At 65.7% G+C, this 15641-nt stretch carries 7 protein-coding genes; 6 read left to right on the top strand and 1 reads right to left on the bottom strand.

Translation table 11 applies throughout. The annotated features are described in order from the left end of the window. The 6 genes from RIA72_RS15060 to RIA72_RS15035 all read left to right on the top strand — a co-directional run. Positions 1-7920: beta strand repeat-containing protein (locus RIA72_RS15060; RefSeq protein WP_350032888.1), on the top strand; the 7920-nt coding region annotated here is incomplete at its 5' end. Positions 7921-7966: 46 nt separating this feature from the next. Next, positions 7967-8692, top strand: a complete 726-nt coding sequence (locus RIA72_RS15055; protein ID WP_350032887.1) for an OmpA family protein — start codon at positions 7967-7969, stop codon at positions 8690-8692. Continuing rightward, a complete protein-coding gene (locus tag RIA72_RS15050; protein ID WP_350032886.1) occupies positions 8692-10086 on the top strand; it encodes a TolC family protein in 1395 nt (464 codons plus the stop codon). Before RIA72_RS15055 ends, RIA72_RS15050 begins: the two co-directional genes overlap by 1 nt. A 36-nt stretch (positions 10087-10122) precedes the next feature. After that, on the top strand, positions 10123-12270 hold the full coding sequence (locus RIA72_RS15045; protein WP_350032885.1) for a type I secretion system permease/ATPase: 2148 nt from the start codon (positions 10123-10125) through the stop codon (positions 12268-12270). After that, positions 12267-13361 carry a cell wall hydrolase gene (locus RIA72_RS15040; RefSeq protein ID WP_350032884.1) on the top strand — a complete coding sequence of 365 codons (1095 nt, stop codon included), beginning with the start codon at positions 12267-12269 and terminating at the stop codon, positions 13359-13361. Before RIA72_RS15045 ends, RIA72_RS15040 begins: the two co-directional genes overlap by 4 nt. A 3-nt stretch (positions 13362-13364) precedes the next feature. Beyond that, on the top strand, positions 13365-14624 hold the full coding sequence (locus RIA72_RS15035) for an HlyD family type I secretion periplasmic adaptor subunit (RefSeq protein ID WP_350032883.1): 1260 nt from the start codon (positions 13365-13367) through the stop codon (positions 14622-14624). Here RIA72_RS15035 and RIA72_RS15030 read toward each other — a convergent pair. Then, the gene (locus RIA72_RS15030) at positions 14570-15595 is read right to left on the bottom strand and encodes a transglutaminase-like cysteine peptidase (RefSeq protein ID WP_350032882.1); all 1026 of its coding nucleotides are present in this window, start codon (positions 15593-15595) and stop codon (positions 14570-14572) included. The two genes, RIA72_RS15035 and RIA72_RS15030, sit on opposite strands and share 55 nt — an antisense overlap. Positions 15596-15641 lie beyond the last annotated feature (46 nt).

Genomic DNA, 15641 nt, shown 5'->3' with positions numbered 1-15641 from the left:
GCCTATGGCACGCTGACGCTGAACGCCGACGGCAGTTACAGCTATGTCCTCAACAATGCGGCGCAGCCGGTGCAGGGGCTTTCGGCGGGCGAAACGCTGACCGAGACCTTTACCTATACGATCACCGATGGCGACGGCGACACGTCGAGCGCGACGCTGACGATCACGATCAACGGCGCCGACGACGGCGTGACGATCACGGGTCTCGACGCCGTGGGGGCCGAGGTTACGGTCGATGAGGACGACCTGGCCGATGGCTCGTCGCCCGACGCCGCCGCGCTGACGCAAGCGAACAGCTTCACCATCTCAACCCCCGACGGGCTTGGCAACGTTACCGTTGGCGGCACGCAGGTCGTGACGAACGGGGTGTTTACCGCGGGCACCGCGACGAGTCCGCTCGGCACCGTCAACATCACCGGCTTCACGCCGCTCGTCGGCACCGACGGATCGGTGATCGGCGGCACCTTCACCTATGAATATGTCCTTGCCGACAATACGCTGACCCACGCCAGCCCCGGCGAGGATAATGTCACCGACAGCTTTGCGGTCGTCGTGACCGACAGCGACGGTTCGATCGCCAATGCCAGCCTTGATGTACGCATCGTCGACGATGTCCCGACCGCGGCGGACGACAGTGCAAGCGCGGCGGAGGATACCCCGGTCGTCATCGACGTCCTCGCCAACGATGTCCGCGGCGCTGATGGCATCGACGCGGCGACCGGTGTGGCGCTCGCCGCCGCGCCGACGAAGGGCGTTGTCGTCTATAATGGCGACGGCACCTTCACCTATACGCCGACCGCCGGGGAGGAAGGCGAAGACAGCTTCACCTACACGATCACCGACGGCGACGGCGACATATCGACCGCGACGGTGACGGTGACGCTGGCAAAGGATTCGGTGCCGACGATCGACCTTGGCGCCGACAACAGCGTCGATGAAGCGGGGCTGCCGAACGGGTCGAATGCCGCATCGAACAGCGAGACCGCGACGGGCGGCTTCACGCTGACCACGGGCAACGACAGCGTCGCGTCGCTGGTGATCAACGGCGTCGATGTGACGGCGGGCGGCACGGTGACGACGCCCATCGGCGTGCTGACGGTGATGGTCAGCGGCGGCGTCTATAGCTACAGCTATACGCTGACCACCAACACGTCGGGCGACAATACATTCGACAGCTTTACAGCGGTCGTTACCGACAGCGACGGCGATACCGCCACCGACACGCTGGTCATCGACATCGTCGACGATGTGCCGACGGCGAACGCCGATGTCGATAGCGTGACCGAGGACGGGCCGCTTGTCGCCGATGGCAATGTGCTGACGGGCAGCGGCGGGAGCGACGCGAACGATAGCGATGGCGTCGCCGACACGCAGGGCGCCGACGGCGCGACCGTGACGGCGGTGGCCGGGGGTGCCGTGGGTGCGCCGCTCGTCAGCACTTATGGCACGCTGACGCTGAACGCCGACGGCAGCTATTCCTATATTCTCGATAACAGCAACACGGCGGTGCAGGGCCTGTCCGCCGGGCAGACGCTGACCGAGACCTTTACCTACACGATCACCGACGGCGACGGCGATCCGTCGAGCGCGACGCTGACGATCACGATCAACGGCGCCGACGATGGCGTGACGATCACCGGTCTCGACGTCGCGGGCGGCGAGGAGGTCGTCAACGAGGATGACCTGGCCGACGGATCGTCGCCCGACGCCGCGGCGCTCACCCAGCCGGGCAGCTTTACGATTTCGACTCCCGACGGGCTTGGCAATGTGACGATCGGCTCCGCGCAGGTCGTGACGAACGGCGTCTTCACGCCGGGCCTCACGACGAGCAGCGCGCTCGGCACGGTGACGATCACCGGCTTCACCTCCGTCCTGGCCAGCGACGGTTCGGTGATCGGCGGCACTTTCACCTATGAATATGTGCTCGACGACAATACGCTGACGCACCCGGCGGCGGGTGAGGATAATGTCACCGACAGCTTCGCCGTCACCGTCACCGACAGCGACGGGTCGACTGCCAACGCCAGCCTCGACATCACGGTCATCGACGATGTCCCGACCGCGGCGGCCGAGGCGAATCAGAATGTCGCCGAGGGCGCGACCGTCACCGGCACGCTCGATTTCATCCAGGGCGCCGACGGGGCAAGCGTTACCGCGATCAACGGCACCACGCTGGTTTTCGGCATGGACGGCTTTTCGCAGGCGATCGACATTGGCGACGGCACGATCAAGATCAAGGCCGACGGCAGTTACAGCTTTACCGCCGACGCCTCGGTCGCGGGCACGGGCAGCGCGTCGGCGACCTATACCGTGACCGATGGCGACGGCGACATATCGACCGCGCCGATCAGCTTCACGATCGTCGACGCCAATGCGCCCACGGCGGGCCAGACCGAGGCGTCGGTCGACGATGATGCGCTGTCCGGCGGCAATCCTGCCAGCATGACGGGCGACCTGCCCGATGCGAACAGCGACGGCGACAACAATCAGGCGACCTTCAGCGGCCTGCTCAATCTCGATTTCGGCGGCGACGGTGCGGGGTCGGTCAATTTTGCCGCGATGCACGGCATGTTCGTCACTATCGGCCAGGAATCGGTCCAGCTGACGTGGAATGGGGGCACCAACACGCTGACCGGTACCGGCCCGCGCGGCGCGCTCTTCACGGTCGAGCTCACCGATCCCACGACCGGGGCCTATAAGGTGACGCTGCTCGACAATGTGCTGCACACGCCGGGCGGCGACGAGAATGACGCGACCGCCGTGCTGGGTTTCACCGTGATCGACAGCGACGGGTCGACGGCGTCCGGCACGCTCCGCATTACCTTTGACGACGACGCGCCGACGGTGACTGCGAGCGGCACGCAGCCGGTGCTGACGGTCGATGAATCGGCGCTGGGCGTCGATGCGCCGGCGAGTTTTGCGTCGGTCTTTACGCCGGTATTCGGTGCCGACGGCGCGGCGCTCGCCAACGACACGACCTATACGCTGGGCATTGGCGTCGGCGCTACCGGCCTCATCGACAGCGCAACCAACGAGGCGGTGGTGCTGCACCTCAATGGCAATGTTGTGGAAGGCCGCACAGTGACGTCTGATGCACTCGTCTTTACCGTGAGCGTCGCGGCGAACGGAACGGTGACGCTCGACCAGCTCCGCGCCGTCCTTCATACCCCCGACAGCGGCGTCGATCAGCCGACCGGCCTCGTCGCCGACGATCTGATCACGCTGACCGCCACCGTTACCGACGGCGACGGTGACAGCGCGACCGCGACCGCGAACATCGGCCAGAATCTGGTTTTCCGCGACGACGCGCCGGTCGCGAACGACGATGCCGCGGGGCTGACCGAGGGCGGGCCAAGCTCTGTTACCTTCGACGTCGATACCAATGACAATGCGGGCGCGGACGGCGTCGGCAGCCGCATCTTCGCCAGCCTGACAGGAAGCTATGGCACAATCACGCTGAATGGTGACGGGACGCAGACCTATACGCTGACCCCGGCCGGGCAGGCGGCGATCGACGCGTTGCCGCCTGGTGCGACGCTGACCGATGTGTTCACCTATACGCTGACCGACAAGGACGGCGACAGCGATCCTGCGACTTTGACAATCACGCTTACCGGCACCGACGATGGCGTGACGATCACCAATCTGACACCGAAACTGGACGGTGGCGATGCGACGGTGGACGAGGACGATCTGCCCGCAGGGTCCGACACGGCGAAGGAATCGCTCACGGCGACCGGCAGCTTCAACATTTCGGCGCCCGACGGCGTCGCTGATCTGTCGATCCATGGCACGCAGGTGATTGCGAACGGCGTCTTCACCCCCGCGACGATCATCACCCCGCTCGGCAACACGCTCGACATTACCGCCTATAATCCCGCGACCGGCGAGGTCAGCTATAGCTACACCTTGAACGCTGCTGAAACGCATGCCGGAATCCAGGGCGAGAACAGTCTGTTCGAAGATTTCGTCGTCGATCTGACCGATACCGATGGCGATCACACCGACAGCATCCTGTCGATCAACATCGTCGACGATGTGCCCACCGCCGCGTCCGATCCCGCCATCGTTGTCGCCGAAGATGCGGCCCCGGTCGGAGGCAATCTGCTCGCCAACGACGTACAGGGTGCCGACGGTGCAACCGTCACCTCGGTGACGATCGGCGGCAACGTCACGTCGATCAATGCGGTCGGCACGACGGTGGTTGTGACGGCGAACGGCACATACAGCTTTACCGCGACGGGGGTGTGGAGCTTCGACCCGAATCCGGTCAGCAACGCCGCCCCGGTCGATGCGGGCTTCACCTATACGATCACCGACGGCGATGGCGACACGTCGACCGCGGCGCAGGCGATCAGCCTTGTCGACGGGAATGGTCCGGGCAATGCAGGTTCGATCACGCTCGCGCTCGACGATCAGAATCTGGCCGACGGATCGACGCCGGCCGGCCCTGACTTTGACAGTGATACGCTTGTCTTTACGCAAGGTTCGGACGCGATCACCTCGATCGTCTTTGCGAACAGCGTTGCCGGGCTGGGCGGCGGGCTGACCTGGCTGCGTGTCTCCGACACCCAGATCACCGGGTCCGATGGCGCGCGCCTGGTCGTGACGCTCGACCTCGTGCGCAGCGGCGACAGCGCGACGATCACCGCGACGCTCAACGACAATTACGACGGTCATACGGGCATCGATGTCGATGATCTTGTGAATCTGGGTTCGGTGGGGGTCGTCGCGACCGATGCCGACGGCGACACGGCGACGGGCAGCGTGACGGTCACGATTTCGGACGACCTGCCGACCGCGCGCCCCGATACCGACAGCGTGACGGAGGATGCACCTGGCGACGCGACGGGCAATGTGATCACCGGCGTCGGCACCACCAATTCGCCGGGCAGCGCCGATACCCAGGGAGCCGACGGCGCGGCCGTAACCGGCGTCGCAGCGGGCATGTCGCCGACCGCCGTATCGGGCAATGTCGGCTCGGCGCTCGCCGGAAGCTACGGCACGCTGACGCTGAACGCCAATGGCGGCTATACCTATACGCTCAACAATGCGAACGGGACCGTGCAGGCGCTGGGCGTTGGCGACACGCTGACCGAAACCTTCACCTATACGATCACCGATGGTGATAACGACACGTCGACGACGACGCTGACGATCACGATCAACGGCGCGAACGATGCCCCGACGATCGGATCGGCGACGACCGCGGTGTCCGACGAAGGGTTGGCGGGCGGTCTCCCCGACAATATGGGCACCGTCGATACGACCAACCTCGCTGTGCGCATGGGCACGATCGCGGTCAACGACGTCGATGGCGATGCGCTGACCGTGTCGCTCGGTACGCCGGCGACGGCGCTATTCTCGGGCGGCCAGCCGGTCGTGTGGGACACGACCAACCCGCAATTGCTCTTGGGCAAGGTCGGGACCGAAACGATCATCAGCGTTTCGATCAACAACAGCGGCAACTTCACCGTGACGCTGTCGGGACCGATCGACCATCCCGATACGACGCAGGAAGATGCGCTGTCGCTCGTGGTGCCGGTGAGCGTAAACGACGGCACGACGACGGTTACAAATGCGACCGCGCTGACCATCGGGCTGGAGGATGATTCGCCGATCGCGGTGTCGCCGTTCGGCACCAGCCTGACCAATGTGGGCGGAGCGTCGGTGCTTCAGTTCCTCGATGCCGACAACGACGTCGACAATAATTTCGGAGGCGACGGGGGCAAGGTGATCTTCACCGCCGCGACCATTGCGGCGCTCGAGGCGCAGGACCTGACCTCGGGCCTGGCCCCGCTGACTTACAGCATCTCGAACGGCGGCCAGGTGCTGACTGCCGAAAAAGCGAACGGCGATGATGTGTTCATCATCACCCTGCAGCCAGCGGGAAGCCCCGACCAATATCGGGTCGAGATCATCCGCCCGCTCGATGCCGTGACCGAAGTGGATTTCAACGCGGCGGGATATGATTTTTCGGGCGGCAATCCGGCCTGGAACTTCTTCCGCGATGCCGGAACAGCGGACAGCAAGGATATTCTGCTGACCCCGATCGGCCCCAATGGGCAGACGGTCAACACCAACGCCAATTCGGGCGGAATCGGCGGCGGCGGCGGCGGCGGTGCGATCGGTACGGGCGAAGGGATGCGGATCGATTTCGTCATCGACCTTCTGGGCAACCCGGCGAGCGGCGGCGCAGGCTATCAGGTGCCGGCGAACCGCAACCACAGTTTCAGTGATCATTATGTGGTCAATGGCGCTTCGGCGGTCTTTGCTTCGACCAGCGGTTCGACCGTCCGCTTCGCGACAAAGGACGACCCCGACGGCAATGACGCGGTCGGCGATGGCGCCGCTGATCCGATTACGGCGGTGGCAATCCGCTTTGGCGCGCAGACGGTGACCGTCAACGCCTCGGCCACTCCGCAGCCCGTCACGGTGGGGGGACAGAATTACACCGTCACCTTCGTCGGCGGCGAAGTGCTGATTTCGGGCATAGTCACGAACACCCAGGTCGCGCTGTTCACCGCCGACGGCTACAACAGCATGGAGATCACATATGTGTCCGGATCGGATTTCCGGATTGGCGATTTCGGCGCCTCGGCGATAACGACCACCGACCCGGTGCCTTTCACCGTCCCGGTGGCCGTCATCGACGGCGACGGCGACACCTCGGCGCTCGCCGACATCAACATCACCGCCAATCCCGCTCCGCCGCCCGTGGTGCTCGACCTTGACGGCGATGGGATCGAATATCTGTCGGCTGCCAGCGGTGTGACGTTCGATTATGCCGGCGATGGACATGCATCGACAACGGCATGGGTCGGCCCCAACGATGGTCTGCTCGCGTTCGACGCCAATGGAAACGGCCGCGTCGATAACGGGACCGAAATCGTCTTTGGCGGCAACGGCCTGACCGATCTTCAGGGCCTCGCGGCGCGGTTCGACAGCAATGGTGACGGCGTGCTCGACCGTCATGACGCGGATTTCGCGCGCTTTGGCGTGTGGCAGGATGCCAACAGCAATGGCGTCGCCGATGACGGCGAGTTCCGCACGCTCGATCAGGCGGGTATCGTCTCGATTAACCTGGTTTCGGACGGGCGGCCTCATACGACAGCGAACGGTGACGTCCATGTCTTTGGTGAAAGCAGCTATACGCTGGCTGACGGCACGGTCCGGATCGTGGCCGACGCGGCTTTTGCCAACACGGGCATAGCCAGGACGCAGGATCGACCGGCGACGGCGATGTTGCTCACCGACGCATTGGTCGCCGCTTCGCTGATCACCATGGCACAGGGGGCACAGGCCGACGAACGCGTGTCGCCGAGGAGCGTGGCAGAGGACGAATTCTTGCCGCGGACGGTCGATGAAGCCGCAGCGCCCGCCGCTGCTGCCGAAACGGCCGATTCGACCGTTCTTCTTGACCAGGGCACGGTTGTTGCGACCGCCGCCGCGCGCGCCGTCGATACGGCGGCGCACCACGCCGACACAGCATTCCAGGTCAATGCGTCGATCGCCGACAGTCGTGATTACGGCTGGCGCGGCGAGGATATGATCGCGAAGGACGGCGGATCCACGGACGCCCTTTTCGATGCGCCGTCGGCGACTGCGGGAACAGCGTCGGCGATGGACGGCCTGTTGATGCTGGGCCTTGCCGCGGCCGAAGCCGCGGCCGCGCAAGCGGCGTCGGTGTCGGCGCAGGACCCCGCCGCCACGGCGGTTCTTGCCGAGGTGCTGGACGCGGGCAATGCGATCGACCGGTTGATCGACGCCGTTGCGGGTCCGGCTCGGGTCGAAATGGCCCACACCGAAAACCCTGCATTCGATCTGGCGGCCTTGCTCGATCAGAATGTGACGCCCGACGCGGCGGCGGTCGTGCCGCCCTCCGTCGAGCTCGACCTGCATCAGATGGCAACGGCGTGACCCGCCTGTTTCTGGAACAACGATAAAAGTGGAGGGCAATAGCAACATGGCACATCACAGAGGAAAATGGGTGGCGGGCGCGGTTGCCGCGCTGGCGCTTGCCCAGCCTGGCAGCGCGCTGGCGCAGGCCCTGGCGGATCTTCCGACCGGCGAACTGCGGGGCGAGGTCCAGCGCCGCTACGATGCGGCGCTTGCGATGACGGGCGATCGCGCGGTCCTTGCCGCGGACAGCAATGCCTATGCCTGGGCGTCGGAGGCCAAGGTCCAGTGCGGCATCGCGATGGGTTTTCTGAAATCGAGCACGCGCGACGCCGAAAGCCTGCGCCGCTGTGACTTTGCCTATGGCATGATGACGCGCCAGCCCGCGCCGCCGGCCGAAATGCCGCTGGTTCCGCCGCCGCCGCCGAGCACCGAAAACTGCCCGCCGGACGTCGCGTCGACTTTCTATTTCGACTGGGATTCGACCCTTGCCCCCGCCGATGCGGGGCAGTCGGTCGCTTTCATGGCCGAAAACCGCGAACGGTGCGGCTGGCGCAGCTTCACCGTCGTCGGGCACACCGACCGGTCGGGCCCCGACAGCTATAATGAAGGGCTGGCGCTGCGCCGCGCGCAGGTGATCGCCGACATGATGAGCGGCGCGGGCATCCCCGCGGGCGCGATCGCAGTATCGGGCATGGGTGAACGCCAGCCGCGCGTCCAGACGCTCGATGGCGAACGGACGCCGGAGAATCGCCGCGTCGAAGTCGAAGTGAACGGGATGGGGGGACAGTGATGAAACCGCAACATAAGCTCGCCGGCTTTGCGTCGGCCTTCGCCCTTTCGCTGTTCGCACTGCCTGCCTTGGCGGAGCCGACGACCATGCAGAATGTCATGGCGGTCGCGATCGATTCGAATCCGCAGATCCATCAGGCCGAAATGAACAAGCAGGCGATCGAGTTCGAGCTCGAGCAGGCGAAGGGGCTTTACCTGCCGCGCGTGACGCTCGAATTGTCGGCGGGGGTTCGCCGCCTCGAAAATTCGACGCGGCGCGCGCTCGGCATCGCCAATGACGAGCTGTATCCGCTCGAAGCGGGCATCCGCGCCGAGCAGACGCTGATCGACTTCGGCCGCCGCCGGGGCGAGAAGCTTCGCCAGGCGGCGCGTGTCGATGGCGCTGCGCTGCGCGTGCTCGAACGATCGGAGTTCATCGCGCTCCAGACCGCGCGCCAATATCTCGACGTGCTGTTGCAGCAGCGCGTCGTGGCGGCGGCCGAGGACAATATGAGCTTTCACAACAGCCTGGTTTCCGACCTGTCGAGCGGGGTGACGGCGGGTTCGATCAGCGTCGCCGATCTGCAACAGGCCCAGGAGCGCGCCAAGGCAGCGAGCGTCCGCGTCAGCGAGGCAAAGGAAGCCTTGCAGAATGCCAAGATCGAACTGCTCGCGCTGAGCGGGCTGCAGGTCGACGAAGTTCAGATGCCCCCGGCGATGGTCGAAAAGCTGCCGGTCAGCCTCAGCGAAGCGGTCGGCATGACCCGTGCGCGGCACCCCAAGGTGCTGGAAGCGCAGGCCGATGTCGATGCCGCCAATGCCGAGGCCAAGAAGGCGAAGGGCGATTTCTTCCCGACGATCGACCTCGAACTGTCGGGGCGCATCGGCGACGACATCGATGCCTTCCGCGGCGAAACGAACGACCTGCTTGGCCGCGTCGTGATGCGCTGGGACATTTTCGACGGGGGAATCAACCGTGCGAAATATCAGGAGATGGTCCGCCGCGCGAGCGAGAGCCGCTTCCGCCTGCACGAAGCCGAGCGCAACGCCGAAGCCGACACGCGCCGGGCGTGGAACAGCCGCGAAACGCAGACCGCGGTGTTCCGCGACCTTGTCGATCAGAGCAAGGCGACCGACGAACTGCTCGTATCGTACCGCGATCAATTCTCGGTCGGTCGCCGCTCGCTGCTCGACGTGCTCGATGCTCAGAACACCCGCTTCAACGTCCAGGTGCGCGCAGAAACCGCGCGCTTTTCGGAGATTTTTGCGGGTTATCAGGTGCTGGCCGCGACCAATAATTTGCTCGATGCCTTCAACCTGAGCGCGCCCGAATCGCGCCGCGTCTATGCGCGCGAGGATGTCGGCTACGGTCCGCCGGCGCCCGCCGAACTCCAGCGCCGGCGCTATCCACAGTAAATTTTAACGGATTGATTCTTAAAAGAAAATAACGACATGCTACAGGATCAATCCTCGGTTGCGCGTATCGGCAAAGAGAGTGTGGGCGATCCCTTGATCGCCTGCATCCTCTTTGTCGCGCAGCATTTCGGCCAGACGTTCCAACGCGGCGCCCTGTCGTCGCTCGCGCGCGACGAGCGCGGTTTTCTTCCCTTCCATCAGGCAGAGGCGGCGCTCGATCTCTGCTTCATCAACAACGACCGGCTCCACGCGCGCAAGCTGCGTGCGTTTGCCCGCGACCTGCCGGCGATCATCCGCCGCCAGGATGGCGATTGCGCCGTGCTGATCGAGGCGAAGGACGATCAATATCTCGTGTGGGAACCGGGCGCCGATGCGCCGGTGTGGGCCGACGAGGAGACGGTCGAGGCGAGCTATGCCGGGCAGGCGGTCGCGGTGTCGGCCGATCCGACCGCGATCCGCGCCGAGGAGCGGCCGTGGGACGAAACGGCGAAACGCCACTGGTTCTGGGGCGAGGTGCGGCGGATGCGCCGCTCTTTCTATCCGGTGCTCGGCGCGGCGCTGATGATCAACCTGCTCGGCTTTGCGCTGCCGCTGTTCACGATGAATGTCTATGACCGTGTGATCCCGAACAAGGCGGTGTCGAGCCTCTGGGTGCTCGCGGTCGGCGCGCTGCTCGCCTTTGCGGTCGAATTTGCGCTGCGGCTGGCGCGCGCGACACTGCTCGACGATCTGGGGCGCGAGCTCGACATCAAATTGTCGGAAAAGATTTTTTCGAAGGTGCTGAACATGCCGCTCGCCGACCGGCGCGGCAGCACCGGGATGCTCGCACGGCGCGTGTCGGAGTTCGAAACCGTCCGCGATTTTTTCGCCTCGACGACGATCGTGCTGATCGTCGACGTCGTTTTTCTGGTGCTGTTCATCGCGATGATCGCGCTGCTTGCAGGCTGGCTTGCGCTCGTTCCGCTCGCGATCATCGTCGCGATGGGCGTCGCGGGATTTTTCCTGCAACGCCGCATGATGCAGGCATCGCTCGACAATCAGGCCGACGCCGCGATCCAGCACGCAATGCTCGTCGAAGCGATCGGCGGAGCCGAAACGATCAAGAGCTGCGCCGCCGAAGGCCGCGTGCTCGGCCAGTGGCGCCGCATGGTCGACACCGCCGCGCGGACGCAGGCATCGCTGCGGCGGACCAGCGCGGCGGCGATCAATCTGGCAACGCTGGGGCAGCAATTTTCCAGCCTCGCGCTCATCGTCGGGGGCTTCTATCTTTTCGACGCGGGCGAAATTTCGATGGGCGCGATCATTGCGATCGTCATGCTCGCGGGGCGCTCGATGGCGCCCGTCGGGCAACTCGCCTTCCTGATCACGCGCGGGCGTCAGGCGTTGACCACGATGGCGAGCATCCAGCAGATGATCGAAGCCGGTGATGAACGGCGGATGGGCAGCAGCGCGCTCAACCTGACCATCGACACCGGCGATATTGTCGTCGAGGGGCTGTCCTTTACCTATCCGGGGGCATCGGCGCCGTCGCTGTCCGACATCGACCTTAGAATCGCGGCGGGCGAGCGGGTCGCCGTCGTGGGCCGCGTCGCATCGGGCAAATCGACGCTCGGGCGATTGCTCTGCGGCCTTTATGCGCCCGATAGGGGCAATATCTATATCGATGGGCTCGACAGCCGCCAATATTCGCCGATCTATCTTCGCTCGCAGCTTCGTTTCGTCGGTCAGGATGCCGTCTTGTTCAGCGGCTCGATCAAGCAGAACCTGCAATATTGCGCGCCGGCCGCGTCGGACGCCGAACTTCTCGCGACGCTCCAGTCGATCGGCGCCGACCGTTTCATGGGCCGCGACGAGACGGGCCTCGACCGCGGCACGGGCGAGCGCGGCGGGCAATTGTCGGGCGGACAGCGCGGTTTCCTGACCATCGCGCGCGCGCTCGCGTCGCCGTCGCGCCTTCTGTTCCTCGACGAACCGACGGGGGCAATGGACACGCAGAGCGAGCGGCTGTTCATCGAAGCGCTGGGTCGTTCGGTCGGGAAATCGCAGACGGTGATTATCGCGACGCACCGCGAAGCGATCCTGCAGATGTGCGACCGCATCATCGTCATCGACGGCGGACGCATCGTCGCCGATGGCCCGCGCGCCGAAGTTCTCGCGCGGTCGACGAAGGAACCGGCAGCATGATCCCGCAACTCGACATCGCGCGCGCCGGCGCATCGCCTGCCGACGCGCCGTGGATCGACGGCGCAGGCGCGCGGCCGACATCGCGGACCGTCAAATTCGTGCTGTTCGGCCTTGCGCTTTCGGCGGCGGCGATCCTGTTCGCGGCGTCGAACGACCGGCTGGCGCGCTTTGTCGAGGCGCGCTTCGCGGCGTGGACCGCCGAGCCGGCCGAAATGGCGCGGACGGCGCAGAAACGGGCGATCGCGCGGCTGATCGCCGAGACCGAGACCGACGCGGCGCTGCCCGCCGCCGAGGGCGACGACGCCATCGCGCGCAATGCGCTGCTGCCGGTGTCGACATTGCCGGTCGAGGCCGCACGGCCGTTCCGGCTGCCGACGATCAGCCTGGCGCAGGCGAGCAATGCCGAGCGCTGTCTGACGCAGGCGATCTATTATGAAGCCGCGACCGAATCGGACACGGGAAAGGCCGCGGTGGCACAGGTGATCCTCAACCGGATGCGCCATCCCGCCTATCCCGACACGGTATGCGGCGTCATTTATCAGGGCAGCTCGCGCCCCGGTTGCCAGTTCAGCTTTGCGTGCGACGGGTCGATGCGGCGGGCGCCGGTGCCAGCGCTGTGGCGCCGTTCGGGCGAGATCGCGCGCGCGGCGCTGACGGGGCGCGTCGAGGCCAGCGTCGGCATGGCGACGCATTATCACGCCAATTACGTCCTGCCGCGCTGGGCGCCCAAGCTCACCAAGATCGAACAGATCGGAGCGCATATCTTCTATCGCTGGCCGGGTTCGTGGGGCAAGCCCGCGGCCTTTTCGGATGCTTATGCCGGCGCCGAATGGATTCCCGCGTTCAGCCAGCTGTATCAGGGCGGCGCGGCGATCGCTGACACGTCCGCCGACGCAGCGGTTCTCGCCGCCGTCCCGCTGCCGCGCGATCCCACCGACCATCGCGCCGACAACGACGTCGGCGGCCGGGTAGATGTGACCAAGGGCTGGGTGCCGAACATCCCCGATCCGACGAAAAGCCAGTCGCGCTTCGACAGCCTGACGAGCCGCCAAGGCGCCGCGCCCGCCGCTGAGGGGCAACCGGGGGTATAAGCGATGCGGATCGTGAACGTCTGGCAGCGGCTGCGCGGAAGCGAACAGATCATGGTCGCGGCCGCCGTGGGGCTGATATTGTTCCTTTTGTGGGCGAGCATCGCGCGCGTCGATGAGGTGTCGCGCGGGCAGGGGCGGGTTATCCCCTCGTCGCGGGTCCAGATCATCCAGTCGGCCGAACCGTCGACCATCCGCGAAATCCTCGTCCGGTCGGGGCAGACGGTCGAAAAAGGGCAGTTGCTCGTTCGGCTCGACAATACGACCTCGCAGTCCGAACTGGGGCAGCTTGAAACCGAGAATGAACGGCTGGCGCAGCGCGCGGCGCGCCTCGCGGGCGAGGGCGGGAGCGGGAGCGGTTGCAGCGGCGCGAATTGCGGCGATGAAGCGCGGCTCGCCGAAGTGCGGCGCTCAGCGCTGCAAAGCCAGCTGGCGGCGCTGTCCGCCGGGGTCGAACAGCGCCGGCGCGATCTGGGCGAAGCGCAGGCAACGGCAACCTCGCTGGAAAGCAGCCTGCGCCTGGCGCGCGAACAGGTGGCGATGCTCGAACCGCTGGCGGCGCGCGGTGTCGTGCCGCAGACCGAATTGCTCACTGCGCAGCGCGAGGTCGTCGATATTCAGGGCCGTCTGGCCGCCGCGCGCCAGGCGATTTCGCGCTCGCAGGCCGCCGTGCGCGAAGCGAGCGCCGAAGTGTCGCGCGCGCGCTTTGATTTCCAGCAGGAAGCGCTCAACGAACGCAGCCAGCTCGCGACCAAGATGGCGGTCAATGAAGAAACGATCCGCGGCGCGCAGGGGCGGCTGGCGCGATCGGAGATCCGCTCGCCCGCGCGCGGCGTCGTCAACGACCTGCTCGTCAATACGCTCGGCGGCTATGTCAATGCGGGCGAACAGATCATGCAGATCGTGCCGCTGGGCGACAAGCTGCTCATCGAAACGCGCGTCACCCCGCGCGACATCGCCTTCATCAAGGTCGGCGATCCGGCGAACGTCAAGGTAACAGCCTATGATTTCTCGATCTATGGCGGGCTGAAGGGCAAGGTCGTGCGCGTGTCTGCCGACAGCATTTATGACGAGGTCGAGCGCGAGGCCTATTTCACCGTCGTCGTCGAAACGACGAACAGCTTTCTCGTGTCGAACGGCCGCCGCCTGCCGATCACGCCGGGGATGCTATGCGACGTCGAAATCCTGACCGGCAAGAAATCGGTCCTGAGCTATTTGCTGAAACCCGTTTTGAAAGTCAGCGGGACCGCCTTGACCGAACGCTGATCGTTGAGCGCCAGGGTGACGCTCTTGCGCGATGCCGGAACGATGGCAGGGTCCGGCGATGGCGATGCGGTACGATAGGCGTGGACCCAGCGCCGGTCGGTGCTGAACGATAATATGGGCCGCACCGCCTGCGCGCGGCTGCCGTCGTAAAGGCGGTCGGTCACATTATCGAGCACCAGCTTGGCCCCGCCGCTGTCGACGAGCAGGAAGGCGTGATCGGCGTTGGCGGCAAGGTCGCGAAGCAGCACGAGCTTCATCCGCGCCGCATCGATACCCGCGGCGCGCAGCATCTGCATCTTCAGGATTGCAAAATCCTCGCAGTCGCCGCTGCCGCGCGCGATTGTCTGTTCCGCGGTCGCCCAATGGTCGCGCCGCCGGTAATTGCGGTCGTCGGCGACATAGGCAATCTCGCGGTTCACCCATTGGTTGACGCGCGCGAGCAGGTCGGCCTCGCCGAGCCCCGGCCCGGCGTTGGCACTATGCAATTGGCGCTGCATCAACGCGGCGGGCGCGGCGCGACGGACGCGGTCCCAATGACCGTCAAAACGCGTGCGCTTCACCGCAATCGCGCGCGTGCCAAGCTCTGAATCGCTGTCCTCTTCGGCTACGGCTGTGCTTGCACAGCCCGGTTCGCCGGTCGGGGCGAAACGAACGGGCGCGCGGCTGGCGGGTTCGAGCGGCTTGGCGTCGGCCAAAACCGGGGCTGAAACCGGCGCGGCGCCGCCCTGTTGCTGCATTCGGATGCGATCGAGTGCGCTCGGCGCGCCGCCCAGGATGACCCGCGACAGATTGCGCGCATCGAGCGCCGCCGGACGGGCCGCCACGTCGCAATCGACCTTGCCGAGCGCCGCCGCCTTCACATTATCCAGCTTGGACGATGCCTGCGCGGCGGCGGGCGTGATCGCCGCGGCGGCCGCGATCAGCGGAAGCAGGCACCGCGCGGAGCGAGCGGGGGAGGCATGACGAAGCATGCTGCCCCATTTGGCGCAGGGAAATGAGGATAGGCTTCATGGCGAT

Source organism: Sphingopyxis sp. (assembly GCF_040216815.1).
GTDB lineage: Bacteria > Pseudomonadota > Alphaproteobacteria > Sphingomonadales > Sphingomonadaceae > Sphingopyxis.
This window is presented reverse-complemented; position numbering and strand designations above follow the sequence as displayed.